Below are 26,831 nucleotides of genomic sequence, written 5' to 3'. Positions count from 1 at the left end.
GTAAAGTTCTTACGCTTTTCTGATAGAAAAGCAAACCATCAAGGGTTACGAGGCGCAAGCAAATCGTAAGCCGTAAGGTTAAGTTAGTAAGGGCGCACGGTGGATGCCTTGGCACTAGGAGCCGATGAAGGACGGGACTAACACCGATATGCTTCGGGGAGCTGTAAGTAAGCTTTGATCCGGAGATTTCCGAATGGGGCAACCCACTGCTCGTAATGGAGCAGTATCTTAACGTGAATTCATAGCGTTAAGAGGGCACACCCAGGGAACTGAAACATCTAAGTACCTGGAGGAGAAGAAAGAAACATCGATTCCCTGAGTAGCGGCGAGCGAAACGGGAACAGCCCAAACCAAGAGGCTTGCCTCTTGGGGTTGTAGGACACTCTATACGGAGTTACAAAAGGATGGGTTAGACGAACCGTTCTGGAAAGGACGGCCGTAGAAGGTAACAGCCCTGTAGTCGAAAATCCATCCTCTCCAGAGTGGATCCTGAGTACGGCGGAACACGTGAAATTCCGTCGGAATCCGGGAGGACCATCTCCCAAGGCTAAATACTCCCTAGTGACCGATAGTGAACCAGTACCGTGAGGGAAAGGTGAAAAGCACCCCGGGAGGGGAGTGAAAGAGAACCTGAAACCGTGTGCCTACAAGTAGTCAGAGCCCGTTAACGGGTGATGGCGTGCCTTTTGTAGAATGAACCGGCGAGTTACGATTACGTGCAAGGTTAAGTCGAGGAGACGGAGCCGCAGCGAAAGCGAGTCTGAATAGGGCGAAAGAGTACGTGGTCGTAGACCCGAAACCAGGTGATCTACCCATGTCCAGGGTGAAGGTGAGGTAACACTCACTGGAGGCCCGAACCCACGCACGTTGAAAAGTGCGGGGATGAGGTGTGGGTAGCGGAGAAATTCCAATCGAACTTGGAGATAGCTGGTTCTCTCCGAAATAGCTTTAGGGCTAGCCTCGCGTAACGAATACTGGAGGTAGAGCACTGTTTGGACTAGGGGCCCACCTCGGGTTACCGAATTCAGACAAACTCCGAATGCCAGCTATTTAGACGCGGGAGTCAGACTACGAGTGATAAGATCCGTGGTCAAGAGGGAAACAGCCCAGACCACCAGCTAAGGTCCCAAAGTAACCGTTAAGTGGAAAAGGATGTGGCGTTGCTTAGACAACCAGGATGTTGGCTTAGAAGCAGCCATCATTTAAAGAGTGCGTAATAGCTCACTGGTCGAGTGACGCTGCGCCGAAAATGTATCGGGGCTAAACGGTTCACCGAAGCTGTGGATTCGTGCTTCGCACGAGTGGTAGGAGAGCGTTCTAAGTGCGCAGAAGTCAGACCGGAAGGACTGGTGGAGCGCTTAGAAGTGAGAATGCCGGTATGAGTAGCGAAAGATGGGTGAGAATCCCATCCACCGAATGACTAAGGTTTCCTGAGGAAGGCTCGTCCGCTCAGGGTTAGTCGGGACCTAAGCCGAGGCCGAAAGGCGTAGGCGATGGACAACAGGTTGATATTCCTGTACCACCTCCCCGCCGTTTGAGCAATGGGGGGACGCAGGAGGATAGGGAAAGCACGCCGTTGGTCGCGCGTGTCCAAGCCGCAAGGCGGGGAAGTAGGCAAATCCGCTTCCCGTAACGCCAAGCGGTGATGGGGAGCCTCTTTGGAGGCGAAGTTCCTGATTTCACACTGCCAAGAAAAGCCTCTAGCGAGGCGGGAGGTGCCCGTACCGCAAACCGACACAGGTAGTCGAGGAGAGAATCCTAAGGTGAGCGAGAGAACTCTCGTTAAGGAACTCGGCAAAATGACCCCGTAACTTCGGGAGAAGGGGTGCTCATTGGGGTGCAAGCCCCGATGAGCCGCAGTGAATAGGCCCAGGCGACTGTTTATCAAAAACACAGGTCTCTGCAAAACCGCAAGGTGACGTATAGGGGCTGACGCCTGCCCGGTGCTGGAAGGTTAAGAGGAGGAGTTAGCGCAAGCGAAGCTCCGAATTGAAGCCCCAGTAAACGGCGGCCGTAACTATAACGGTCCTAAGGTAGCGAAATTCCTTGTCGGGTAAGTTCCGACCCGCACGAAAGGCGTAACGATCTGGGCACTGTCTCAACGAGAGACTCGGTGAAATTATAGTACCTGTGAAGATGCAGGTTACCCGCGACAGGACGGAAAGACCCCGTGGAGCTTTACTGTAACCTGATATTGAATTTCGGTGCAACTTGTACAGGATAGGTAGGAGCCGTAGAAGGGGGAGCGCCAGCTTCCCTGGAGGCGCCCTTGGGATACTACCCTGGTTGTACTGAAATTCTAACCCGCAAGCCTGATCGGCTTGGGAGACAGTGTCAGGTGGACAGTTTGACTGGGGCGGTCGCCTCCCAAAAGGTAACGGAGGCGCCCAAAGGTTCCCTCAGAATGGTTGGAAATCATTCGCAGAGTGTAAAGGCATAAGGGAGCTTGACTGCGAGACCTACAAGTCGAGCAGGGTCGAAAGACGGGCTTAGTGATCCGGTGGTTCCGCATGGAAGGGCCATCGCTCAACGGATAAAAGCTACCCCGGGGATAACAGGCTTATCTCCCCCAAGAGTCCACATCGACGGGGAGGTTTGGCACCTCGATGTCGGCTCATCGCATCCTGGGGCTGTAGTCGGTCCCAAGGGTTGGGCTGTTCGCCCATTAAAGCGGTACGCGAGCTGGGTTCAGAACGTCGTGAGACAGTTCGGTCCCTATCCGTCGTGGGCGCAGGAAATTTGAGAGGAGCTGTCCTTAGTACGAGAGGACCGGGATGGACACACCGCTGGTGTACCAGTTGTCTTGCCAAAGGCACAGCTGGGTAGCTATGTGTGGACGGGATAAGTGCTGAAAGCATCTAAGCATGAAGCCCCCCTCAAGATGAGATTTCCCATTGCATAAGCAAGTAAGATCCCTCAAAGACGATGAGGTAGATAGGTCCGAGGTGGAAGCACGGTGACGTGTGGAGCTGACGGATACTAATCGATCGAGGACTTAACCAAAAGAAAGCTTTCAATGCCGTTATCCAGTTTTGAGAGAACAACCTCTCAACTAAATATGGTGAAGTGACGATGGCAAAGAGGTCACACCCGTTCCCATACCGAACACGGAAGTTAAGCTCTTTAGCGCCGATGGTAGTTGGGGGCTTCCCCCTGCGAGAGTAGGACGTCGCTTCGCAAGCAGAAACACCACGAAAGTGGTGTTTTTTTATTGCCCAAAATAAGCCCCCAACTACCAAAGACCGGAGGTCAGCTCGGCGCGATACAGAAGCAGGAACCAAAAAGTGAAGCGGCAAACCGATTAGAAGCAGACGAGAAGCACGGGGACCAAGAAGATCAAGGAAGTGAGGAACCGGAGCGCAAGCGTCGGGTACGTGAGCACCGGACCGCCGAAACTGACGCAGAGATTCGCCGGTCAACGTGCTTCGGAGTTCGCGCCGATGGTAGTTGGGGGCCCTCTGCGAGAGTAGGACGTCGTCAATGTTTTTTCATTGAAATTCCACACAAATAAGACAGAAAGTCTGTTCATTTCTAGAAAAGGAGACAATATTCGATTTAATTTAATATTAATATTTAGAGGATACAAGAAAACAAAGAAAGACGAGTGTTCCAGTCCCATAAAACACCAACCACTAAACTTGACGAAAGTGGAAGGTCAACGTGCTTCGGAGTTCGCGCCGATGGTAGTTGGGGGGTCCCTGCGAGAGTAGGACGTCGCATTAAAAAATTGAACATTTAAATATTTATGCTTTGTAACCATTATCAAAGACAGGAAGTCTTATTCATTTTCATTTTTTGAAGAAGCAGAATTTAAGTTATAGCAATATTAGTGTTCAGAGGACTGAAAGTCTGTAAGATATTCAAAATCCTCCCCTCTCCCCCCATCTAATGTCAGAAAAGGGTGAAAAGAATAAATATATAATAACAACCCTTTTTGAGGTGAAAATATGCGACGGTTAAAAAGAAACGCCATTGTAATAATTTTCATTATTGTGGCGAGCATGATTCATTTTCTCTTCAAATTTTTTCTATAAACCGGATATGGAAATACATCTCTCTATAAATTGAAAACAATTTATTTCTAGAAAGGAAATGAATGAGTTACTATATAGAGAGATGTTTTTATTTTGCTTTTCGTTGATGAATCGAAGTCCTTTTAGATAAACTATTGTTGATGTGAAGTGAGAGGATATGTGATGGAAATGTATGAAAAGGAAGTCCATTCATTAGAAGAAACAAATCAATTAGCCATTCGTCTGGCCAATTTACTTGAGCCTGGAGATAATATTACTTTCGAAGGAGATTTAGGGGCTGGAAAAACCACATTTGTTCAAGCATTGGCAAAAGGGCTTGGCATTTCAAGAACGGTAAACAGTCCGACATTTACAATCATGAAACAATATGAAGGAAGATTGCCGCTTAATCACCTGGATGTCTATCGGTTGGAAAACAGCGATGAAGATTTGGGCTGGGAAGAAATATTCTATGGTGATGCGGTTACAGTTGTGGAATGGGCGCATTTAATAGAAGATCATTTGCCGGAAGAACGATTGGAAATTGAAATTCAACGATTGGATGAAAATAAAAGAAAGTTTATATTTAGACCGATTGGAAATCGGTATGAACGGTTATGTGAGGAGTTATTTCAATGATTTGGTTAGGGATAGAAACTTCAAATAAACCACTTTCCGTCGCCATTGCAAAGGATGGACAAGTGTTGGCGGAAATTGTGCAAAATTCGAATATGACACATTCTGTCACTTGTATGCCAGCGATTGAAGAAGTTTTTCGGAAAGCCAATTTACAACCGGCTGATGTCGATGCCATCGCCGTTTCGGAAGGACCGGGTTCGTATACCGGATTGCGGATAGGGGTTACCATTGCTAAAACATTGGCATGGACTTTAAAGAAACCTTTAGTTGGCGTATCCAGTTTAAAAGTGCTTGCAAGCAATGCAGAATTGTATAATGGCACTATTTGTGCGCTGTTTGATGCAAGAAGAAAAAATGTATATGCAGCAGCATACTGCGGTATGGATTTGAACACGATCATCCCGGAACATCACGGTTCGTTGGAGGAACTGTTGCAGCAGTTAAAAAGAGATGATGGACCGATTATGTTTGTTGGCTTGGATGCAACAAAATTTAAGGAAGACATCCAAGCCGTGTTAGGGGAACTGGCTGAATTCGCACCCCCTTCTCTCCATTTGCCGAGAGCATCAAAATTAATTGAACTTGCTGAAAAAGAACCGATACCGCCATTAGAAGCGATCCATTCCTTTGTTCCCCAATATCACCGTTTAGCCGAAGCAGAGGCAAATTGGATAAAGGAACAAAAGAAGGGGCAGTCACGATGATTCGATATCGGAAAATGACTCCGCAAGATGTGGAGGCCGTGCATGCAATCGAAGTCGAATCGTTTCCGATTCCCTGGTCGTTGGATTCCTTCCATTATGAAATGCGAGTCAATCCTTATGCTTATTATATTGTCGCAGAAGATGATGCGGGAACGATTGTCGGCTATTGCGGCATGTGGATTGTCATTGATTCGGCCCAAATCACCAATGTGGCAGTGACCGAAAAAGCAAGAGGTCAAGGTATTGGTGAAGGGCTGATGAGAGAAGCGATGCGGGTGGCGAAAGAACATAATGCGGAAATGATGAGTTTGGAAGTACGGGTATCCAATGAAGTTGCCCAAAATTTATATCGGAAACTTGGATTCCAGGATGGCGGAATTCGAAAAGGATACTATACAGATAACCATGAAGATGCTTTAGTAATGTGGGTGAAATTATAAATGGAAAACTTGATTTTAGCAATTGAAACAAGCTGTGATGAAACGGCTGCAAGCGTCATACGCAACGGGAATGAAATCCTCTCAAGCGTAGTCGCTTCACAAATCGAAAGTCAAAAAAGATTCGGTGGGGTCGTACCGGAGATTGCGTCCCGTCACCATGTTGAACAAATCACGATTGTAATTGAAGAAGCTTTGGAAAAGGCGAATGTGGTTCCGTCTGATTTGGATGCCGTTGCGGTGACAGAGGGACCGGGTCTTGTCGGCGCATTGCTCATAGGAATCAATGCCGCGAAAGCTTTTGCCTTTGCCCACGGTTTGCCGATCATTGGTGTGCATCATATTGCCGGGCATATATATGCAAGTGCGCTGGTGGAACCGTTGCAATTTCCTCTGCTGGCGCTTGTAGTGTCTGGGGGGCATACGGAGCTCGTCTATATGAAAGGGCACGGTTCTTTTGAAGTCATCGGAGAAACCCGTGATGATGCGGCAGGTGAAGCCTATGACAAGGTGGCACGGGTGTTGAACTTGCCTTATCCGGGAGGACCGCATATCGACCGGATGGCTCACGAAGCGGAAAAGGGCGTCGATTTTCCACGGGCATGGTTGGAGGATACGTATGATTTCAGTTTCAGTGGTTTAAAATCGGCAGTCATCAATTATAAGCATAATTTGGAGCAGAGGGGACAAGAAATCATTCCGGAAGAGATTGCAAAAGGCTTCCAAGATAGTGTGGTCGAAGTGTTGACAACCAAAACGGTGAAAGCGGCAAAAGAGCTGGGTGTCAAACAAGTGATTGTGGCCGGTGGTGTTTCGGCGAACCGCGGACTAAGAGAAAGTTTGCAAAAAGCGCTCGATCAAGAAGGGATACCATTTACGGCTCCGCCACTCTCTTTATGCACTGATAATGCGGCGATGATTGGCGCCTGTGCAGCATACATGTATGAAGCCGGCGTAAGGGGAGACCTGTCAATGAACGGTTTGCCCGGAAAAGAATTAAAAAGTTGGATTCAAGACGACAATCTTCGCCAACCGAATCAAGGAGGCTGGGACAAAAGATAAAAAACACCATTTTCTCCCGGGAGAAAATGGTGTTTTTTTGATAATTGAAGAAAATTGATTTCCGTTCCGGGGACGCTTTCCGCGGGCCCGGCTCGAGCCCAATGTCATCAACTTAACGTTACATTTAATGGAAAATAATATTTAATTTAACTTTTATAAAATTAGGTAATAAGCCTCTTGTAATTTTAAAAAGTCCACCAAAATCGTTTTAGAATCCAATTTTTGGTTAATAAAACGAGGATGGTGGTTTTTTTGAAAACAAAAAGTACTTTTTTAGGGGCAATTGAGATTACTCGAAAGTTGCTGAATGATGTGATGTTTATGCTTGAATCTCGGACAAAAGAAACGTATTTTACACGAAAAGAAAAGAAGTTAAATTTTAAAAATACTATTCTATTTAGCTTAAACTTTGTTAAAAAGAGCCTCCAAATTGAACTTGACGACTTTTTCGACAAATTTATGTAAACGATAAAATAAAATCAACAGATTTCGCTCATTTGGATTGAACACTTTTTCACTATCAAATACACTTCTAATAAACTAGTTTATTAAGTTTATTGGAGGTTGTACTAGTGGAGGAGAAGCTTGTGTTATATATTGAAATCCATCAATTACGTACTAAAAGATTGCGAATTTCACAAATCGCAAGGAAATTGAAAATCTCACGTAATACAGTTTATAAGTATTTAAATATGACATTTGAAGAAGCGGTGGAGGAGTTTGGCACGATTGAGCGAAAGAAAAAGTTAGATCCCTATCGGGATTGGATTGTGACATGGTTACAAGAAAATCCAAGCATGAGTGGAGCACAAATTTTGGACTGGCTTCAAGAAAAGTTTCCTGACTTACAAGTTGGAGAAAGTACAGTTCGTCGGTATGTCAAAGAGATGAGAGAAATTTATCAAATTGAAAAAACGGATGGACCCCGAGAACATGAAGCTGTTGATGAATTACCACCAGGAAAACAAATGCAAGTAGACTGGGGACAAACCATTCAGAAAACAATAGATAATAAGGACATCAAACTTTATTTTATTGCCTTTGTATTATCTCACTCTCGACAAAAGTATATGGAATGGCAAGACCGCCCCTTTACAACGAAAGACACCATTCGTTGTCACGAAAATGCCTTTAGATATTTTGGGGGAATGACTGAAGAAATTGTTTATGATCAAGACAATCTTATTGCGGTAAGCGAAAATGCTGGAGATCTTATCTTAACAAAGAAATTTCAGGCATATGTGAACGAACGTAAATTTCAGATTTACCTATGTCGAAAAGCAGATCCCCAATCGAAAGGAAAAATTGAGAACGTTGTGAAATATATCAAGTATAATTTCGCAGCACATCGTATCTTCTCAACAATCGGAGATTGGAATGAAAAAGCCTGGAATTGGCTAGAACGTACTGGGAACTATAAAGTGCATCAAACAATAAAAAAGAGACCTTACGAAGTGTATCAACTGGAAAAGAAACACTTACGAAAGATCTCCTCACCGCTTTCTTTAACAGAAAGCAACCCTATTGAAATTATAACAAGGAATGTGAATAAGGACAACACGATTCGTTACAAATCGAATCGCTATTCAGTACCTATCGGCACATATACGAAATGCCCTACAGTGAATCTGCAAATCAATAATGAAAAATTAATCATCATAGAACCTACAACTGGCGAAATACTTGCCAAGCACACGATAAGTTTAGAAAAAGGAAAGCTAATTAAAAATACGAATCATGCACGAGATCATACAGAATCGCTTGATATGCTTAAACAAAGAGTGCTTCATTTATTTCCTACTGGAGAAGCATCGAGACAATATATTGATGAAATCTGCCAGAGATATAAGCGCTATCGCCGTGATCAATTACTCATTTTACAAAGGGTTGCCGAAAATGATCCTCATTGGATTCCAATGGCGTTAGAGAAATGTATCCGTGAAAAACTGTATAGTGCAAATGCTTTTCAAGATGTCGTAAATTACTTAAAGCTACAAGAATCTAATCCCATTCTTGAAATACAGGTCAATTCTACTAAACTTGTTTCTTCGATAGCTGTAGAAACAAGGGATTTCAATACATACATTCAAAGAATGGGAGGAAAAACAAATGAATAAAAGTGTTCCAGAAATTCAACAAGCCTTTAAACAATTGAGATTATCCGAAACAGCGGAGGAGCTCCCAGAGCTCCTTCGGAAAGCAGAGCAATCATCTTGGACATATTTAGAGTTCTTAGAACAGATAACTACGTATGAACTAAAAAGACGTGAGGAGAAAAGTATTGAAAGACGAATGAATTGGGCTCGTTTCCCGTTCTATAAACCTTTAAGTATGTTTAATATAGATGAGCAAACAGCCATTACAGAGCGGCAATTAAGGCAATTACGTGAATTTCAATGGTTAGAACAAGCATACAACTTAATATTACTTGGACCACCTGGAGCGGGAAAAACTTTATTATCCGTTGGCCTTGGAATTGAAGCGATTCAAAAAGGCTTTCAAGTGTATTTTGTGACCATGGGGGAATTAATTCAGCTATTAAAAACAGAAGAATATGTCAATAAGTCAAAAACTCAGTTAAAGAGACTGCGTGCATCAGATCTTGTGATAATTGATGATGTCATGTATATGGCAATGGATCAACGAGAAGGCACATTGTTCTTCCAGCTTATTCATCAATTATATGAACGAAGTTCGTTAATTTTAACATCCAATCGAAGCCCAGAACAATGGATAGAACTCGTAGATAATCCAGGGATGATGACTGCAATACTTGACCGTCTGTTACATCGAGTTGAAGTGATTCATATGAACAACGAAAGTTACCGATTAAAACATCAAGAAACAATTTTTTCTTAGCAAAAAGTGTTCATCCGAAATGAGCAAAAATTGTTCATTTGGGGTTGACGTTTACAATTTAATTTATCAGAAATTAGTATTTCCAAACAAGGCTATTCAGCCGCACGAAAAAAGATTTCTCCTCTCGCTTTTGTAAAACTTACAAAAGCGATTGTGAATTGGTATTATGAAGAAAATTCCTTTAAAACTTATCGTGGATTTAGACTTTGCGCAATCGATGGAAGTGTGCTCCAAATTCCTGATACTGAGGAGCTTCGAAATTATTTTGGGTATGGAAAAAATCATAAGACAAGTTATGCAAGAGCTAGTGCCTCTTGTATTTACGATCTTGAGAATGGAATCATTATTACTTCTAGAATCAATCCATATAAGGTAGCTGAGCGAGATAGTGCAAAGGATATGATTGAAGAACTCGTACAAATTGGATTAAAAAATGATCTTTTTTTATTTGATCGAGGGTATCCATCGAGAGATTTTATTGCCTATTTAGATGCCCTTGGTATCAAATATGTGATGCGATGTCAAAAAAATACGATAAAGGAAATTGTCGAAGCGAAAGATGCTGATCAAAACATTCATATAATACATAGGAAACAAGTGATTACTGCTCGTGTAGTTAGATTCCCACTGGATTCTGGCACGGAAGAAATACTTGTCACAAATTTAACCGAGGAAGAGTTTGATATCTCTGAGTTTAAATCTCTTTATTTTAAACGCTGGGGAATTGAAACAGAATATAATGATGTGAAAAATAAAATCGAAATAGAAAATTTCACGGGTAGTTCGAAAATCGCAATTGAACAAGATTTCTATGCATCAATATATTTATCGAATATGGTCAGTTTATTGAGAAATGATGCCAATGAAACAATTAATGAGGAGAGTAAGAAAAAAAGACGAAAACATGATTATCAAGTAAACACAAATATCTTAATAGGAAAATTAAAAGATAGGATGGTTCACTTATTATTAGAAGATTGTCCAATCAAAAGAGAGAGAATGTTTACAAAAATCATGAAAGTGATTATAAGAAATAAGACACCTATTCGGTTTGGGAGAAGTTACCCACGAAGGAATGGTCTGTCCTCAACAAAGTATCCCCTAAACCAAAAAAGGTGTCTATAAACAATACGTAGGATAAATATAACCTATTTGTTTATTAAATGTAAATAAATTAGGGGCTTAAAAAAATAAAAATTTAAGCCCCGGGCATCCTATTGCCTTTTTTAGCCGATTTTAGAAAATTATCAACACTTTGTAGGTTGAATAGTATTTTTAAAAGTAGACAACCAGATGGTTGCCTACTAACTGTAAATTATTGGTTGTATAAGTTTCTGACATTGGGCTCGAGCCTCCTCGGAGCTCAATCCTTCGCTCCTGCGGGGTCTCGAGACTCGGGCTGTTCCCGCAGGAAAGCTTTTGCTTTGCGACTAAGCGTGCGCGACAGGAGCACTCGCCCCGTCACTCCAATCAATTTTTTACAAAAATTCTTTTTGCAGCTCGTTCACTTTATTCGTTATGTCCCAGCCTCTTTTTTATTTTAGAATGAATTAAAGTTATGCACATTTGTTATTTTTCTGAAAACTTATCCACAAGTATGTTAATATCTTTCCGGATTTGTCAAGACGAACATCCGTACTTATACACAATTTGTGGATAACTTGTGCATAACCTGTGATAATTTTGTGGGAAATCAATATATTGTGTGTATTTTTTCAGAATCAAATGTGAATAAATAAAAATCCCAATGTGGATAGTGTGGAAAAGGTTGTTGATATGTTGGTATAGCTGTATTTTCATTGTGAATAAAATTGTGGGAAAAATTTATCGAAAAATGTCTATTGACCAAGATATATGTATACAAAACAATAAGGACCAAAGGGTGTTGCATTCCTGGAACAATAAAGAGGCTGGGACAAAAGATAAAAAACACCATTTTCTCCCGGGAGAAAATGGTGTTTTTTTGATAATTGAAGAAAATTGATTTCCGTTCCGGGGACGCTTTCCGCGGGCCCGGCTCGAGCCTCCTCGGAGCTCAATCCTTCGCTCCTGCGGGGTCTCGAGACTCGGGCTGTTCCCGCAGGAAAGCTTTTGCTTTGCGACTAAGCGTGCGCGACAGGAGCACTCGCCCCGTCACTCCAATCAATTTATTACAAAAAAATCTTTTTGCAGCTCGTTCACTTTATTAGTTATGTCCCAGCCTCGACATTATTTCAGATTTTCCAATTCTTCATGCAGTTCAAGCCATTCGAGTTCCAGCTCACTGTGGGTTTGTTTTAATGAGTCCAACTCGTTTTGCAGCTCCAATGCTTTTTCGTAATCGCTGAAAATTTCAGGTTTGCAGAGCTCAAGTTCGATGTCATTGATTTTATTTTCAATTTGGGACATGTCTTTTTCGATTTCTTCCAATTTTCTTTGTATTTGTCTTTCCCTTTTTCTGATTTCTTTCGCATTTGCCATTGATGAATGGTCCGTTTTGGTTTCTTGTTTTTCTGCCTGTTTTGCCGCATTCATTTCTGCCAATTCCATCAATTCTTGTTTTTTCTCAACATAGTAGTCGTAATCCCCTAAATATTCGAACGTTCCCGTTGAAGATAGTTCGACGACTTTAGTGGCGATCTTATTGATGAAATAGCGGTCATGGGAAACGAAGAGAATGGTTCCCGGATAATCCATCAATGCATTTTCAAGCACTTCCTTGCTGTCTAAATCGAGATGGTTTGTCGGTTCGTCCAAGACAAGGAAGTTCGCTTTTTGCATCATCAGCTTTGCAAGGGCAAGCCGGGCTTTTTCTCCACCGGACAGTGCGTTGACAGGTTTTAACACATCATCGCCGCTGAATAAAAATTGCCCCAATACGGTGCGGATTTCCTTCTCGGGCAGTAACGGCCATTCATCCCACAGTTCATTCAGCACCGTTTTATTACTGTGAAGTTTTGCCTGATCTTGATCATAATAGCCGATTTTGACATTCGTTCCGTATCGGATGTTTCCGGAAAGTGCCGGCAAATCTTTCACAATGGTTTTTAAAAAGGTGGACTTGCCGACACCATTTGGACCGACGATGGCCACCCGATCCTGCCGGAAGATACGCAAATTGATGTTTCTTGAAACGATATGATGTTCATCATAACCGATGGCCAGGTCATCAACGGATAACACATCGTTTCCGCTTTGCCGTTCAATGTCGAAACCGAATTTTGCGGATCTTTCATCGCCTGCCGGGGCATCCATCCATTGCATGCGTTCCAGCATTTTTCTCCGGCTTTTCGCCAGTTTGGAGGTAGATGCGCGGGCGATGTTCTTTTGAATGAACTCTTCCAGCTTGGCTTTCTCATCCTGCTGATGTTCATACATTTTTAAGTCGCGTTCATATTGCTTCGCTTTTTGATCCAAATAATCGCTGTAATTTCCAACATATTTTGTGACGCGGCCTCTTGATACTTCATACACGATATTGACGATCTGATCCAAAAAATAGCGGTCGTGGGAAACCATTAAAATGGCACCGGAATAGGATTTTAAATAATTTTCAAGCCAGCTTAATGTTTCAATATCCAAATGGTTGGTAGGCTCGTCCAAAATTAATAAATCCGGTTTGCTGAGCAGCAGTTTTGCAAGGGCAAGACGGGTGCGTTGACCACCGGATAAGGAAGAAACGGGTTGGTCATACATGTCAGGATAAAATTTCATTCCATGGAGGACGGAACGGGTATCCGCTTCATATTGGTAACCGCCCGCATCTTTGAAGGCATGCTGCAGTTGGTCATATTCCGCCATGATTCGGGAGTAATTCGTCGGATTTTCATAGACGGATGGATCCGCCATTTGCTGCTCCAATTCACGCAACCGCATTTCCTGCTTTTTCAACGGTTCAAAGACCGTCATCATTTCTTCCCAAATGGTCCGCTTCGATTCGAGGCCTGTATGTTGCTCCAAATAACCGATTGTTATATCTTTAGGAATGATGATTTCCCCGGAATCGTATGACATTTGACCGGCGATGATTTTTAACAGGGTGGATTTCCCGGCCCCGTTACGTCCAACCAAAGCAACGCGGTCCCGATGTTGAATTTCCAGTTTGACATCCCTTAATATTTCATCAGATAGGAAAGATTTCGACAGTTGATTCACTTGAAGTATGATCAATTTTTACACCTCAATTCACTCTTCTATAGTGTAATAGAAGAGGGGATTTCAAGCAATGCGCATGCTTTACTTATTGAGCTATGTTTAGTAATATAAAATCAATTTCGATTTGAAAGTAAACAGGGGGATTATCGTGGTGAAAAAAGATATAAAAATTCCACAAGCGACAACAAAAAGACTTCCTCTTTATTATCGCTTCTTGCAAAATTTCGCAAATGCCGGAAAACAGAGAGTTTCATCTCAAGAATTAAGCGAGGCAATGAAAATTGATTCCGCAACAATTCGAAGAGATTTTTCTTATTTCGGAGCTTTAGGAAAAAAAGGATACGGATATGATGTTGCATACTTGCTGGAATTTTTCCGGCAAATTCTCGACCAGGATGAGGGGGCAAACGTTGCCCTTATTGGTGTGGGAAATTTAGGAAATGCTCTATTAAAATATAACTTCCAGAAAAATCATAATACAAGAATCGTCGTTGCTTTTGATACGAAGGCGCCGATGGAGGGGCATGAAGTCAATGGGATCCCGGTTTATCATCCGGATCGATTAGAGGAAATGTATCAAAAATATAATGCGGAGCTTGCCATCTTGACGGTTTCTTCGCGTTCAGCCCAAGCCATTGCGGATCGCCTGGCAGCCATCAATGCAAAAGGGATATTGAATTTTACACCGGTCCGGCTGAACGTTCCGGATACGATGAAAGTGATGAATATCGATTTGGCTGTGGAATTGGAGGCTTTAATCTATTTAATTCGCAATAGTGATTGATGAAAAGTTTTCACAAACATTCATTTGATATGTAATGCAAAATGTGTCGAATTGGGGTAAAATAATTACATATTTAGAGGAGGTGGCATCAATGGTTGTGCACTTAAGTGCAATTTCACCAGCAGCTCTTGTCGTTATAGGGATTGTGGCTTTAATCATTTTTGGACCGAAAAAATTGCCTGAATTTGGACGAGCAATGGGAACGACATTGCGCGAGTTCAAAAAAGGTACGCAAGGGTTATTAGATGATAACGAAAGTACAGAAAAAAAGAATATTATTGAAATAGATCAGCAGCAAAAATCCATTGAAACGGTTGAAACGAAAGAAAGAGAACAGAATAAGTAATTTTGAGGATGTCTAGCAAATGGATCCAAAAGAACTTCCGGTTATAGAACATATAGAGGAATTAAGAAAGCGCTTAATCATATGTGCGGTTTTTTTCGTTATTGCATTATTTGCTGGATTCTACTTGGCGGAGCCGATTATCAAATACATTCAGTATGATGCAGAGCCATTTATCGAACACTTTAAGCAGAATAATGAACAGTTGGATCAATCAAATGAACTCACGTTAAATGCTTTTAAAGTGACCGATCCGCTCACCGTTTATTTGGAAGTGACATTTTTTGTTGCATTGATTTTGACATCGCCGGTGATTTTATATCAACTTTGGGCGTTTGTTGCACCGGGATTGTATGAAGCGGAACGGAAGGCGACATTAAAATATATCCCTTACGCTTTCATCCTGTTTTTGGCGGGCGTATTGTTCGGTTATTTTATCCTTTTTCCGAATGTCATGAATTTCATGATGAATTTGTCCGAGCGGTTAGGAATTCAACAAGTGATTGGGATAAACGAATACTTTTCCTTTCTCTTCAAATTGGTGATTCCTTTTGGGCTTTTGTTTCAACTCCCGGTCATCACCCTGTTTTTATCACGGCTCGGTGTATTGAATCCGAAGTGGATGGTCAAATTCAGAAAGTATTCTTATTTCGTGCTCTTTGTGATTGCCGTACTGATTGCGCCGCCTGATTTGGTTTCGTATATCATCCTGTCGATTCCGTTGTTCATTCTATATGAATTCAGCATTGTGATTGCAAAAATCGGATACAGGAAATTTGAAAAATCGGAAGAACAGCGGTTGAAGGAAGAAAAGGAAGCGGAACAGAAACAACAGGTGGAAGCGGCACTGGCGGAACAACGCCGCCAAATCGAACAAATGAAAGAACAAAATTAAAGCCTATTTTCAATGATGTGAATTCATTGAAAATAGGCTTTTTTTTTTCATCTTTAAATTCCTGCAAAAATCAATGATTGAAAAATTGTTGGATTTTATCAATGTTCAATTGCAAGTAAGTAACGAAACCATTCAACAGCATATGGGCAATAATCGGAGTAATTAAACGCTTTGTCTTATAATACAAGTAAGATAGGATAAAGCCGGTAATTGTATAAAGGATAATGTGACTGAAATCCAAATGGATGATGGCAAAGAAGATGGCACTGACAAATGCGGCCACCCAAAAGTTGTTTTGTGCTTGCATGATGGAACCGAAAATTACCCGGCGAAACACAAGTTCTTCCAGGACAGGCCCAAAAAATACGGAAGCAAAAATCATCACCGGTGCGATTTTTGTCACTTTGATAATGGCTTCCGTGTTTTCGGAGCCGGGATTGATGCCTAATGATGATTCAATTTGTACGCCGATCACTTGGCCAAGATAAATCATGAAAAACCCGACAATTCCCCAAACAATGGCCACGGGCAACGGCTTTTTTTCTCCCTTTAAGCAATTCCAAAAGTTTTTATTCCTTGAAATAAGAAGAATGGAGATGATGAATGCAATCCCCGCCGTGATGGAAGACCACCATCCGGCCAAGGCAATATTCGCTGAACTTCCTTCCAAATCAATGAAACTTAAAAAGAAGTTTTTTAGGGGAGGTATCCAAAGTAAAAAGGAAGAAAGTTGAAAAGCGATGTAAGTGATTAATACATAAAATGCTGTTTTTTGAGTTTGCAAATTTTTTGAACTGGCCAATCGTATGATTCCCTCTTTCCCGAAAAAATGTTTAAAATGTAATTGGAGGCATAAACTGACAAGTGTGATTGCTTCTTTTTACTAACCATATTCTATTGTAGAGGAAGTTAGAAAGAAAAGAAATTTTTTATACTTCTCACTTGCAAAAATAGGAACGATTCATTATTATATAATTGTGTTAGCACTCGGTTGGGTGGAGTGCTAATAATGGTAGTTAAAATATGATTTAGGAGGTTGTTTCACTTGCTAAGACCATTAGGAGATCGCGTGATTATCGAATTAGTTGAGGTAGAAGAAAAAACTGCTTCCGGACTTGTACTTCCAGATTCCGCGAAAGAAAAACCACAAGAAGGTAAAGTGGTGGCAGTAGGTCCTGGCCGTGTATTGGACAATGGAACTCGCGTTGAACCTGAAGTAAAAGAAGGAGACGTTATCATCTTCTCCAAATATGCGGGAACAGAAGTGAAATACGAAGGCAAAGAATATTTAATTTTAAGAGAAAGCGACATCTTAGCTGTTTTATAATAAATAGACCGAACAATCAAAATTGCGCCTACTAATTTTTATGAAATGGCAGGCATTTTTATCCCAATTTTGATTACCGAAAGAAAAAATACGGAGGTAAGACAAAATGGCAAAAGACATTAAGTTTGCAGAAGAAGCTCGCGCGTTAATGTTAAAAGGTGTTGATAAATTAGCGAACGCGGTGAAAGTGACATTGGGTCCAAAAGGTCGCAACGTTGTTCTTGAAAAGAAATTCGGTTCACCTTTAATCACAAATGACGGTGTAACAATCGCAAAAGAAATCGAACTTGAAAACCCATATGAAAACATGGGGGCAAAATTGGTTGCTGAAGTTGCTTCCAAAACAAACGAAGTGGCAGGGGACGGTACAACAACTGCAACTGTTTTGGCACAAGCGATGATCCGTGAAGGTTTGAAAAACGTAACAAGCGGTGCAAACCCTGTTGGAATCCGCAAAGGGATTGACAGAGCGGTTGCTGCTGCTATCGAAGAATTGAAAAATATTTCCCGTCCAGTTCAAAACAAAGAAGAAATCGCTCAAGTCGCTTCCATCTCTGCAGCTGATGAAGAAGTGGGTAAATTCATCTCTGAAGCGATGGACCGTGTTGGTACTGACGGTGTTATCACAATCGAAGAATCAAAAGGTTTCGCTACTGAATTGGATGTAGTGGAAGGTATGCAATTCGACCGCGGTTACGTATCCCACTACATGGTAACTGATACAGACAAAATGGAAGCAGTTCTTGAAAATCCTTTCATCTTAATTACAGATAAAAAAATCTCCAGCATCCAAGACATCCTTCCATTATTGGAACAAGTTGTTCAACAAAGCAAACCATTATTAATCATCGCTGAAGATGTTGAAGGTGAAGCTTTGGCAACATTAGTATTGAACAAATTGCGCGGAACATTCCAAGTTGTGGCTGTAAAAGCTCCTGGATTCGGTGATCGCCGCAAAGCGATGCTTGAAGATATCGCTATCTTGACAGGTGGACAAGTGATCACTTCAGACCTTGGTTTAGACTTGAAAACAGCTGACCTTTCTCATCTAGGACGCGCTGGCAAAGTGGTTGTAAACAAAGACAACACTACAATCGTTGAAGGCGCTGGAGACCAAGCTGCGATCGAATCACGCGTAAATCAAATCCGTGCGCAAATCGAAGAAACAACTTCAGAATTCGATAAAGAAAAATTACAAGAACGCTTAGCGAAATTAGCTGGCGGTGTGGCAGTAATCAAAGTGGGTGCTGCTACTGAAACAGAATTGAAAGAACGCAAACTTCGCATTGAAGACGCATTAAACGCTACACGTGCAGCGGTGGAAGAAGGTATCGTTGCAGGTGGTGGTACTGCATTAGTAAATGTTTACAAAGCAGTAGAAAAAGTATTGGATGAAACAGAAGGCGATGTAGCAACTGGTGTGAAAATCGTGCTTCGCGCCCTTGAAGAACCAGTTCGTCAAATCGCAGAAAATGCCGGCTTAGAAGGTTCAATCATCGTAGACCGCTTAAAACGCGAAGAAGTGGGAATCGGCTTCAATGCTGCTACAGGTGAATGGGTGAACATGATCGAAGCTGGTATTGTTGACCCAGCAAAAGTAACTCGTTCCGCATTACAAAATGCTGCATCTGTTGCTGCATTGTTCTTAACAACTGAAGCGGTGGTGGCTGACATTCCTGAACCACCAGCACAAAATCCAGGTATGCCAGATATGGGCGGCATGATGTAATCGAAAGACTTCAATAACACCATCTTTTGGAAACGGTGATATGGTTAAAGGGTTCTTTCCATCCCAATGGAGAGAACCCTTTTTTATGCTTTTATATTGAAATTTATGCTCAATCAGAATAATCTGTTCGCGCGGAAAAAAGATACCTGTTTTCTCTTTCGTTCTACATGGCTTTCAAGATAAAATAATTGAACTAGCAGTTTTAAATCTATAAAACCTAAAAGAAGAATTCGCCCCAAAAGCCGGAGTTGGAATCAAACTTTTGGGGTGATTTTATATTTCTATAATTTAAAATAAAATTTATAAGAATAGTATGTTTTAAAATCTGAAAAATTATTTTATAATAATGAATAATTCACTATGCTATGTTGTATTTTATATGGAACAAAAATTTCAAAGGAATATTGGATAGATTTTTCACGGGTTGGTATTGAAAATCATCTGAAACGAAGAACAAATGGAAGTGCAAAATCGTTTTATTATATAAAACAACCGTATGTAAGATGCAACCAATGTTCCATATCTGTTTCTTTTTGATAATTTTCTTTTCATGTATAATACAATTAGCTAGTTTTTGTAATGAAACATCATTGTGTGTGGAGGTTTCTTATGGAAGCATTAGATATTTTAGATAGTTTAAACGAAATGACCGTGTTTTATGAGCCAATTTTTAGTGCGGATTCGCATTCGATTGTCGCTTATGAAGTTTCCGGAAAACTTACAGTAGACGACAAAACGATCGATATTATCGATTTTACATACGATTCTACGATGCCTGAAGATTTGCGGAAAGAAGTGGAGCTTTATTTAATTGATAAAGCTTTGTCGGAAACGAAGGACGCACTAAAAGAATATTATCTTTACCTTCCTTGCAACCCAAATCTGTTTATGACGGATATAGGTGACGCCTATTTCCAAACTATCAAGAAAAATGTTGATGAATCGCTATTATCAAAAATCTACCTGGTGATTCCGGCGCATAAGTATGAAGGGGAAGCCGAGGATTTGCATCATCCAATCCGGTATATGAAAACATATGGAGTCAAAATTGCTTTGGACGAAATCGGAAAAGACAGCAATCTGGATCAAATTTTAATGTTGGAGCCCGCCGTCTTATTCATTAATATCAGCCAATTGAATTATGATGCATGGGGTTCCCAAAATCCCGTTTTTACGACTATTCAAAATTTGGCGATCAAAATGGGCGCCGCTTTAATGTTTCATGATATTAAAACGGACTATCAATTGCATCATGCTTGGAAACATGGTGCCCGTTATTTCAAGGGAGAATATTTACAGAAACCTTCTACACAGTTGAATCCGAAAGATGCATTAAAAGAGCGGTTCCGCAATGATTGCAAACAGTTTATCGCAACGGAAAGAAAGCAGCTGGAATTGAAATATGAAGAAATGAAAAAATTGAAACGAAACATTTCGACCATCGTGGAACAATCAAAAATACAAAGCAATGATGTGGAGTCACTCTTGGCGTTGGCAAAAAAATTGAATCAATATGCTTTTCGATTTTATATTTGCAATGAAGAAGGTTTTCAAATTTCACCAAATATCGTGCGCAAAAATGGTGAATGGGTAGTGGAAGAAGAGGCGCTCGGAAAAAACTGGAGTTGGCGACCATATTTTCTATTGAATATCATTAAATTAAAAGATGATGCGAAAGGTGAATTGTCAAATATCTATAGCGATATTAAGACAGGGGAATTGACGCGCACGTTTTCAATGAAACTGGATGACGATGAATATTTATTTGTCGACATTTCGCACGATTATTTATATGAACATAACCTATTGATATGATGATGCTGTTCATAACCAACCAACAGCAGTGTCGGAGGCCGTCCGGAAAGCCTGACTTTCTGGATGGCTTTATTTTTTGCGGCAGGGAAAACGAATTTTCCTTGCAAAGGCATCATAAAATCTATTGATTGTCATAAGCGCGTAAAGGAGGAAGTGCCATACAAATACATGTCGTTCGGCCGGGAGAAACGATTTGGGGAATCGCGCAAAGCTACAATGTAAATGCTCAAACAATCATACAAACCAATCAAATCGAAGCCCCCGATGAATTAGTGGTAGGGCAAGCCATTGTCATTCCGATTGTAGGAAGCTTTTACTGGGTTCAGCCTGGGGATACCCTCTTTACCATCGCCCAACGTTTTGGGGTGAACTATATCACCCTTGCGCAAGTGAACGGTCTCAATCCCAATCAACCATTGCTTCCAGGATTAAGATTATACATTCCTCCGCGGCAGAAAACGGATGCCGAAGTGAATATTTACATTGAACCGACCGGAGATGCAGTCAGCCAAGTACTGTTGAACAGCGCCAGGGAGGTGGGAAGACACCTCACTTACTTGGCGACATTCAGTTATCAGGCAAGAAGAGATGGCAGCCTTGTGCCGATGCCGATTCAGGGAATCCCGGAGGTGGCCCGCAATAGTGGAGCTTCCTTGATGCTTGTTGTGACGAATTTGGAAAATGGCCAGTTTAGCGGGGAACTGGGCAGGGATATACTGCAAAGTTCAGCCGTGCAAGATGTTCTTCTCGATAACATCATTGAAGAAGCAAAACGCATTGGAGGCGTATCGGATATTCATTTTGACTTTGAGTTTTTGCCGCCGGATCAGAGAGAAGCCTACAATAATTTTTTAAGGAAAGCGGCGGATCGTCTACATGCGGAAGGATTGCTGATTTCCAGTGCGTTAGCGCCGAAATTGTCCCGGGAGCAAGCGGGGCAATGGTACGAAGCCCATGATTACAGAGCCCACGGGGAAATTGTTGATTTTGTTGTATTAATGACTTATGAATGGGGGTACTCAGGGGGACCGCCAATGCCGGTGTCGCCCATTACGGAAGTGGAGAAAGTATTGAATTATGCTTTGACGGAAATTCCTCAGGAAAAGATTATGATGGGGCAAAATTTATATGGCTATGATTGGACTCTTCCCTATGTGGAAGGGGGAAAATACGCGAGAGCCATCAGTCCCCAGCAAGCCATTGCCATCGCCCGCGATCATCATGCGGAAATCCAATATGATTACGTTGCCCAAGCGCCATATTTCTATTATATCGATGATGAAGGAAACCGGCATGAAGTGTGGTTTGAAGATGCCAGATCCATTCAGGCTAAGTTCGATTTGCTGAAACGATTGAATTTGCGCGGAATCAGTTATTGGAAGTTAAGTTTTGCGTTTCCGCAAAATTGGTTGTTGATCCAGGACAACTTTAACGTGACAAAAAGGTGAGAGGGTATTCGTGTCCGTTAAAAAGTAAAAGAAATCCTCCAAATGAAAAGCCCGGCTTCCGGCAGAAAGGTTTGATGCTTCAAATGGATTGAACCGGGCTTTTTTGTGTTTATGTCTTAAACTCTCTCTTTTATAACAAAAAATTACTTGATAATAGCAATCAAATACCGGTATATTGAGCTGGGAATCATACCGGCAGAAAATAACAAGTTTAATCCGAAGCGCTCTGTCACATATACTGAATTTGTTACGTCCGCTGTACGATTTGCCCGCAAAGCGGTTGAAATGGACGTTGAGTTTTAAACAAGCCACTATCCACCAATGATTTCATTGGTGGATATTTTGGTATTGGGCAGATAGTTGAAAAATAAAAAAATGCTTCCCGAAGACTTCGTTATTGTTTATAATATTCGTATATGAATAAATGTTTATATACGAATTGGTGGTGAGTGCAGTGGAAAACGATAAAGAACTTCATGATAACGATGAAGAACTATTTGATTTGGATGAAGAGACATTGTTTTTAGTATCCCAAACCTTTAAAGCGTTGAGCGATCCAACCCGAATCCGGATCTTATACTTGCTTTCCAAAAAAGAGTGTTCAGTGAGTGAGATTGCAAAAAAATTAAATTTAAGCCAACCGAACGTTTCCCATCAATTGCGTTTTTTAAAAAACTTGCGCCTTGTCAAATATCGGAGGGAAGGAACGACGCTGTATTATTCCACCGATGATGACCACATTATGCATATGTTGTACCAAACGATCGAGCATTCGCAGCATAATTAACAAAAAAATATATATGAACATATACTAATATAAAAGGAGGTATGATGATGGGACATGGACATCATCATGCACATCACGATCATACACATGGTGCCAATAAGAAAACATTAACCATCGCATTTTTTATCATCGCCGCCTACATGGTTGTGGAAGCAATCGGCGGTATAGTGACAAACAGCCTTGCATTGCTTTCCGATGCCGGACATATGTTGAGCGATGCCATTTCATTGGGTGTCGGTGTCCTTGCTTTCAAGTTTGGAGAGAAGGTGGCGGATTACAGCAGGACTTACGGGTACCGGCGTTTTGAAATATTGGCCGCCGTTTTTAACGGGGTCACATTGATGATCATTTCCATTTTCATTTTTATTGAAGCCATTGAACGCTTTGTTCGCCCCACGGAAATTTCATCCCATGGCATGTTAGGGATTGCAATTGTCGGATTGGCAGTCAATATGCTTGTGGCATGGATATTGATGCGCGGCGGAGATACGCACGATAATTTAAATATGCGGGCGGCTTTTCTCCATGTGATCGGTGACATGTTGGGCTCTGCTGCCGCAATTCTGGCCGCGATATTCATAATGCTTTTTGATTGGAAATGGATGGACCCGCTGGCAAGTATCATCGTGGCGCTTATCATCATCAAGGGCGGCTACCGGGTGACGAAAGATTCCATTCATGTATTGATGGAAGGCACGCCAAGCAACGTCAACATCGATGAAATCATATCATTATTTAATAATACGCCAGGCATTATCGGGATTCACGATTTGCATGTATGGTGTATTACCAGCGGTCAAAATGCGTTATCGTGCCATGCGGTAGTGGAAGACAGTTTATCATTAAAAGACATACAAAAAATATTAAAAAATATCGAACACGAACTGTTGCATTTGGGGATTGCCCATATGACAGTGCAAATTGAGGACGGGGAACATGTGCATGATGATTCCGTCTTATGCAAGAATAACGGCCATTCCCATCATCACCACCATCACCATCACTAAAATGAAGCCTCCATCAAGGGAAGATGGAGGCTATCGTTGTTGCAATATTTTCTTTAACTCTTCCAAGACCTCTTTCAGCGGCTGTTTTTCTCCCGCTTCAAAAAAGTGGTTGAACGGATCTCCTGATGCCTTTACCCTTTCCATGACGGTTGGAATGGTAAAGTTATTTGGATGCAATCCTTCCTTCACTTCTTCCCATAGCAGCGGTGTGGCTACACATCCCCATTCATTTCCCCGCGGCGAGTAGGGGGCGATGATGGTTTTTCCCTCGGCATGTTGCACATAGTCCAAGTATAATTTATTCCCTCTTTTCTTTTTCAGCCTTTCCAATGTGAACATTTGCGGGTTCCGATCGACTAAGAACCGGCAAATGAATTCAGTAAAAATACGGGTTTCATCATAAGTGAACCGGTTTTTTGGAAGGGGAAGATAGACTTGCAACCCTTTGCCGCCGGAGGTTTTTACGAATGAATGGAGTTGAAACTGGTCAAAGATGGCTTTCATTCTTAATGCGGCTTCCATTGCAAGCGGAAATTCATTCACCGACGGCGGATCCAAATCGAATACGATTTCAGTCGGACAATCGGTATCGACCGTCTGAAAAGGGATATGGAATTCCAATGCCAATTGATTGCCGAGCCAGAATAAGGTTTCCAAGTCATTGCAAACAATATAATCAATATCATCGATCCGTTTGGTTTGTACAAAATCCGGTGCATAATCCGGAACATTTTTTTGATAAAAATGTTCTTCAGGTACGCCGTGGGGAAACCGGATGGTAGTTAGAACACGGTTTTGCAAAAAGGGAAGCAAATAAGGGGCAATGGTTTCCAAATAAAGTAGATAATCCACTTTCAACAAATTCATTTTCGGCCAAACCGGTTTATCCGGATGGGTGATTTCCACTTGTTCGGGGATTGGATGAAGTTGATTCTGGAAAGTTTTCCAATTACATTCTTCAGGTGTCAAGTCGAAACGGAAAGAATGGAATCTCGGCTCCCTCAATTTTTTTCCATCAAAATCGATGCATGCGATATCGACGCAAATGGAAGGGGGCAAAGTCCAAATGGAATCGAAAGTTTTTTCTCCCTTTGTCTGGAAAAAGGCGGCGAGTGTCTGAAATTCTTCATTGGAAAGGCCATGTTTAAAAGCGGTGACTTCCATTAATTGATTGTCCTTATATATGGCGCCGGTGAAATAATCATTTTCTTTGTTGAAAGTGTGAACGATAACCGATACATAGCGCCAATTTTTTATTTTCAGCCAGTCCGTTGTTCTTTTTCCGCTTGTCCAAAGGCTGTTTTTTCGCTTGGCGACCATCCCTTCACCGTTATGTTTTTTGATTTTTTTCCAAAGTGCATCGCCTTGTTCATAGCTTTCAATACATTGGATTTGCCCGCGATGATAAAATGTGGTTTTTCCTGGAATTCCGGCTTTTCCAAACAATTGGGATAATTGTTTTTTCCGTTCGACGAGAGGAAGCCTTTGCAGATCTTCCCCCTTTGCCATCAACAAATCAAAGGCGATGTATTGGCAAGGGAATTGTTTGCTTGCCTGTCGGATTTTTTGAGTGGATTTTGTTTTTCCGCGGGATTGGACGACGGAGAAATTGCTTCGAAAATTGTTTTCCAAGTAGACGATTTCACCATCCAATGTCAGCGGAAGAAAAGGTTTTACCTTTGGATAAGAATGTTTGCAAAAATCGATCAGTTCCGGAAAGAGGGGCGACAAATCCCGATGATTTCTGCTGATGATTGCGGGAACTTCTTCTTCCCATTGCAAAATCGCCCGATATCCATCATATTTTGCCTCATATATCCATTGATCGCCTGTTGGCCATTCGTCAGCGGATGTCAACAACATCGGTTTCATGGCATAACCTCTTTTTTCATTATTGTTCAACGGCACGCAAAGGATATACATAGTTCTTTTTCAATAAAGCATAATAAGAAAAAAGTAGGTGACGTTATGCACACGATGTGGAAAGGCAGCATCAGTTTCGGTTTAGTGAACATACCAGTAAAGCTGCATGCGGCCACAGAAGATAAAGATGTGAAATTGAGGCAACTCCATAAAGAATGCCATACGCCGATCAATTATAAAAAGGTGTGTCCCGTTTGCGACCGGGAAGTAAAAAATGAGGAGATTGTCAAAGCTTTTGAATATGCAAAGAATAAATTCGTCGTGCTGGACGAGGAAGATTTGGAAGCATTAAGAAAAGAAAATGAAGAAAAAGCGGTTGAGATTCTGGAATTTGTGAAGCTGGAAGAGATTGACCCGATTTATTTTCAAAGAAGCTACTTTTTATCGCCGGATACAGGAGGAATGAAAGCCTACGCATTGCTCCGGCAAGCCTTGAAAGAATCAGGAAAAATAGGCGTGGCGAAAATTACGATCCGTTCAAAAGAGCAGTTGGCGGTTGTGAGAGTATATGAAGATACCTTGTTGATGGAAACCATTTATTTTCCGGATGAAGTGAGAAAGTCCAGTGATGTACCAAACATTCCCGGTGCGGAAAAAGTGGTGGAAAAAGAATTGGAAACGGCATTGATGTTGATCGATCAATTGACGGTGAAATTCGAACCGGAGAAATATCATGATGAATACCGCACAGCTCTTCTTGAATTGATCGAGAAGAAAAAAGCGGGAGAAACGGTGACTGCCGCAGAGAAAAATCCGGCCATCCCGCCGGATATGACAGATTTAATGAGCGCTCTCGAAGCATCATTGAACAAAGTGAAAAAGAAACCTGCAGCCAAAAAGAAAAAGGCAAAAGAGAAGAAGGAAGCGTAGCGCTTTATTAAAAAAGGACATTCCAAAGGAGATGCCTTTGAAATGTCCTTAATCT

20 protein-coding genes and 2 rRNA genes are annotated in these 26,831 nt (G+C 41.6%); 19 read left to right on the top strand and 3 right to left on the bottom strand.

From position 1 onward, the window contains the following. Positions 1-76: 76 nt before the first annotated feature. The 9 genes from NST13_RS10190 (at position 77) to NST13_RS10150 (ending at position 10,839) form a co-directional block, all read left to right on the top strand. Positions 77-3,003: ribosomal RNA gene (locus NST13_RS10190) — 23S ribosomal RNA — on the top strand. Between the two features lie 59 nt (positions 3,004-3,062). Next, positions 3,063-3,178: ribosomal RNA gene (gene rrf, locus NST13_RS10185) — 5S ribosomal RNA — on the top strand. Between the two features lie 1,024 nt (positions 3,179-4,202). Next, positions 4,203-4,652, top strand: coding sequence for a tRNA (adenosine(37)-N6)-threonylcarbamoyltransferase complex ATPase subunit type 1 TsaE (gene tsaE, locus NST13_RS10180; RefSeq protein ID WP_342471226.1), 450 nt, complete (start codon positions 4,203-4,205; stop codon positions 4,650-4,652). Continuing rightward, positions 4,649-5,356 (top strand): tRNA (adenosine(37)-N6)-threonylcarbamoyltransferase complex dimerization subunit type 1 TsaB, encoded by a 708-nt coding sequence (gene tsaB / locus NST13_RS10175; protein ID WP_342580541.1) that lies wholly within the window; start codon positions 4,649-4,651, stop codon positions 5,354-5,356. Before tsaE ends, tsaB begins: the two co-directional genes overlap by 4 nt. Next, a complete protein-coding gene (rimI, locus tag NST13_RS10170) occupies positions 5,353-5,796 on the top strand; it encodes a ribosomal protein S18-alanine N-acetyltransferase (protein WP_342580540.1) in 444 nt (147 codons plus the stop codon). Before tsaB ends, rimI begins: the two co-directional genes overlap by 4 nt. After that, on the top strand, positions 5,797-6,855 hold the full coding sequence (tsaD, locus tag NST13_RS10165) for a tRNA (adenosine(37)-N6)-threonylcarbamoyltransferase complex transferase subunit TsaD (protein ID WP_342580539.1): 1,059 nt from the start codon (positions 5,797-5,799) through the stop codon (positions 6,853-6,855). A gap of 587 nt (positions 6,856-7,442) precedes the next feature. Further along, positions 7,443-8,972: an IS21 family transposase gene (gene istA, locus NST13_RS10160; protein ID WP_342581839.1), complete on the top strand. Its 1,530-nt coding sequence runs from the start codon at positions 7,443-7,445 to the stop codon at positions 8,970-8,972. Continuing rightward, entirely contained in the window at positions 8,965-9,714 is a 750-nt protein-coding gene (istB, locus tag NST13_RS10155; RefSeq protein WP_342580497.1) for an IS21-like element helper ATPase IstB, read from the top strand. Before istA ends, istB begins: the two co-directional genes overlap by 8 nt. A 72-nt stretch (positions 9,715-9,786) precedes the next feature. Further along, complete coding sequence (locus NST13_RS10150; protein ID WP_342581842.1) at positions 9,787-10,839, top strand: IS4 family transposase; 1,053 nt, start codon at positions 9,787-9,789, stop codon at positions 10,837-10,839. A gap of 1,083 nt (positions 10,840-11,922) precedes the next feature. On the opposite strand, the gene NST13_RS10145 is transcribed toward NST13_RS10150, so the two are convergent. Further along, complete coding sequence (locus tag NST13_RS10145) at positions 11,923-13,863, bottom strand: ABC-F family ATP-binding cassette domain-containing protein (protein WP_342471080.1); 1,941 nt, start codon at positions 13,861-13,863, stop codon at positions 11,923-11,925. Between the two features lie 136 nt (positions 13,864-13,999). Between NST13_RS10145 and NST13_RS10140 the strand changes: the two genes are divergently transcribed. The 3 genes from NST13_RS10140 (at position 14,000) to tatC (ending at position 15,870) form a co-directional block, all read left to right on the top strand. After that, on the top strand, positions 14,000-14,632 hold the full coding sequence (locus NST13_RS10140) for a redox-sensing transcriptional repressor Rex (protein WP_342471227.1): 633 nt from the start codon (positions 14,000-14,002) through the stop codon (positions 14,630-14,632). A gap of 91 nt (positions 14,633-14,723) precedes the next feature. Next, positions 14,724-14,978 carry a twin-arginine translocase TatA/TatE family subunit gene (locus NST13_RS10135; RefSeq protein ID WP_096549778.1) on the top strand — a complete coding sequence of 85 codons (255 nt, stop codon included), beginning with the start codon at positions 14,724-14,726 and terminating at the stop codon, positions 14,976-14,978. Positions 14,979-14,997: 19 nt separating this feature from the next. Continuing rightward, positions 14,998-15,870 (top strand): twin-arginine translocase subunit TatC, encoded by an 873-nt coding sequence (gene tatC / locus NST13_RS10130; protein WP_342471081.1) that lies wholly within the window; start codon positions 14,998-15,000, stop codon positions 15,868-15,870. Positions 15,871-15,940: 70 nt separating this feature from the next. Here tatC and NST13_RS10125 read toward each other — a convergent pair whose 3' ends face one another. Next, complete coding sequence (locus NST13_RS10125; protein ID WP_096549776.1) at positions 15,941-16,672, bottom strand: type II CAAX endopeptidase family protein; 732 nt, start codon at positions 16,670-16,672, stop codon at positions 15,941-15,943. 243 nt (positions 16,673-16,915) lie between these two features. Here NST13_RS10125 and groES point away from each other — a divergent pair, with 243 nt between their 5' ends. The 6 genes from groES to NST13_RS10095 all read left to right on the top strand — a co-directional run bounded on the left by groES (position 16,916) and on the right by NST13_RS10095 (position 23,983). Next, positions 16,916-17,197 carry a co-chaperone GroES gene (groES, locus tag NST13_RS10120; protein ID WP_342471082.1) on the top strand — a complete coding sequence of 94 codons (282 nt, stop codon included), beginning with the start codon at positions 16,916-16,918 and terminating at the stop codon, positions 17,195-17,197. A gap of 106 nt (positions 17,198-17,303) precedes the next feature. Beyond that, on the top strand, positions 17,304-18,926 hold the full coding sequence (gene groL, locus NST13_RS10115) for a chaperonin GroEL (protein ID WP_342471083.1): 1,623 nt from the start codon (positions 17,304-17,306) through the stop codon (positions 18,924-18,926). A 609-nt stretch (positions 18,927-19,535) separates the two neighbouring features. Continuing rightward, positions 19,536-20,741: an EAL-associated domain-containing protein gene (locus tag NST13_RS10110; RefSeq protein ID WP_342580538.1), complete on the top strand. Its 1,206-nt coding sequence runs from the start codon at positions 19,536-19,538 to the stop codon at positions 20,739-20,741. Between the two features lie 158 nt (positions 20,742-20,899). Further along, positions 20,900-22,189: a glycoside hydrolase family 18 protein gene (locus tag NST13_RS10105; protein ID WP_342471228.1), complete on the top strand. Its 1,290-nt coding sequence runs from the start codon at positions 20,900-20,902 to the stop codon at positions 22,187-22,189. Between the two features lie 454 nt (positions 22,190-22,643). Further along, on the top strand, positions 22,644-22,976 hold the full coding sequence (locus NST13_RS10100) for a metalloregulator ArsR/SmtB family transcription factor (RefSeq protein ID WP_342471086.1): 333 nt from the start codon (positions 22,644-22,646) through the stop codon (positions 22,974-22,976). 47 nt (positions 22,977-23,023) lie between these two features. Next, positions 23,024-23,983 (top strand): cation diffusion facilitator family transporter, encoded by a 960-nt coding sequence (locus tag NST13_RS10095; RefSeq protein ID WP_342580537.1) that lies wholly within the window; start codon positions 23,024-23,026, stop codon positions 23,981-23,983. Between the two features lie 30 nt (positions 23,984-24,013). Here NST13_RS10095 and NST13_RS10090 read toward each other — a convergent pair whose 3' ends face one another. After that, positions 24,014-25,855 (bottom strand): DNA ligase D, encoded by a 1,842-nt coding sequence (locus NST13_RS10090; protein ID WP_342580536.1) that lies wholly within the window; start codon positions 25,853-25,855, stop codon positions 24,014-24,016. A gap of 96 nt (positions 25,856-25,951) precedes the next feature. Here NST13_RS10090 and NST13_RS10085 point away from each other — a divergent pair, with 96 nt between their 5' ends. Then, on the top strand, positions 25,952-26,776 hold the full coding sequence (locus tag NST13_RS10085; RefSeq protein ID WP_342471089.1) for a Ku protein: 825 nt from the start codon (positions 25,952-25,954) through the stop codon (positions 26,774-26,776). Positions 26,777-26,831 lie beyond the last annotated feature (55 nt).

The organism is Ureibacillus sp. FSL W7-1570, from assembly GCF_038593265.1.
GTDB classification, from domain to species: domain Bacteria; phylum Bacillota; class Bacilli; order Bacillales_A; family Planococcaceae; genus Ureibacillus; species Ureibacillus suwonensis.
The sequence above is the reverse complement of the archived record's forward strand: the minus strand, read 5'-3'. Positions and strand labels throughout refer to the sequence as shown.

Bases quoted from the DNA above. Each gene is read 5' to 3' on its own strand.
- tsaE (WP_342471226.1), top strand. From the start codon at position 4,203: ATGTATGAAAAGGAAGTCCATTCATTAGAAGAAACAAATCAATTAGCC.
- tsaB (WP_342580541.1), top strand. From the start codon at position 4,649: ATGATTTGGTTAGGGATAGAAACTTCAAATAAACCACTTTCCGTCGCC.
- rimI (WP_342580540.1), top strand. From the start codon at position 5,353: ATGATTCGATATCGGAAAATGACTCCGCAAGATGTGGAGGCCGTGCAT.
- tsaD (WP_342580539.1), top strand. From the start codon at position 5,797: ATGGAAAACTTGATTTTAGCAATTGAAACAAGCTGTGATGAAACGGCT.
- istB (WP_342580497.1), top strand. From the start codon at position 8,965: ATGAATAAAAGTGTTCCAGAAATTCAACAAGCCTTTAAACAATTGAGA.
- NST13_RS10135 (WP_096549778.1), top strand. From the start codon at position 14,724: ATGGTTGTGCACTTAAGTGCAATTTCACCAGCAGCTCTTGTCGTTATA.
- tatC (WP_342471081.1), top strand. From the start codon at position 14,998: ATGGATCCAAAAGAACTTCCGGTTATAGAACATATAGAGGAATTAAGA.
- groL (WP_342471083.1), top strand. From the start codon at position 17,304: ATGGCAAAAGACATTAAGTTTGCAGAAGAAGCTCGCGCGTTAATGTTA.
- NST13_RS10110 (WP_342580538.1), top strand. From the start codon at position 19,536: ATGGAAGCATTAGATATTTTAGATAGTTTAAACGAAATGACCGTGTTT.
- NST13_RS10095 (WP_342580537.1), top strand. From the start codon at position 23,024: ATGGGACATGGACATCATCATGCACATCACGATCATACACATGGTGCC.
- NST13_RS10090 (WP_342580536.1), bottom strand. From the start codon at position 25,855: ATGAAACCGATGTTGTTGACATCCGCTGACGAATGGCCAACAGGCGAT.
- NST13_RS10085 (WP_342471089.1), top strand. From the start codon at position 25,952: ATGCACACGATGTGGAAAGGCAGCATCAGTTTCGGTTTAGTGAACATA.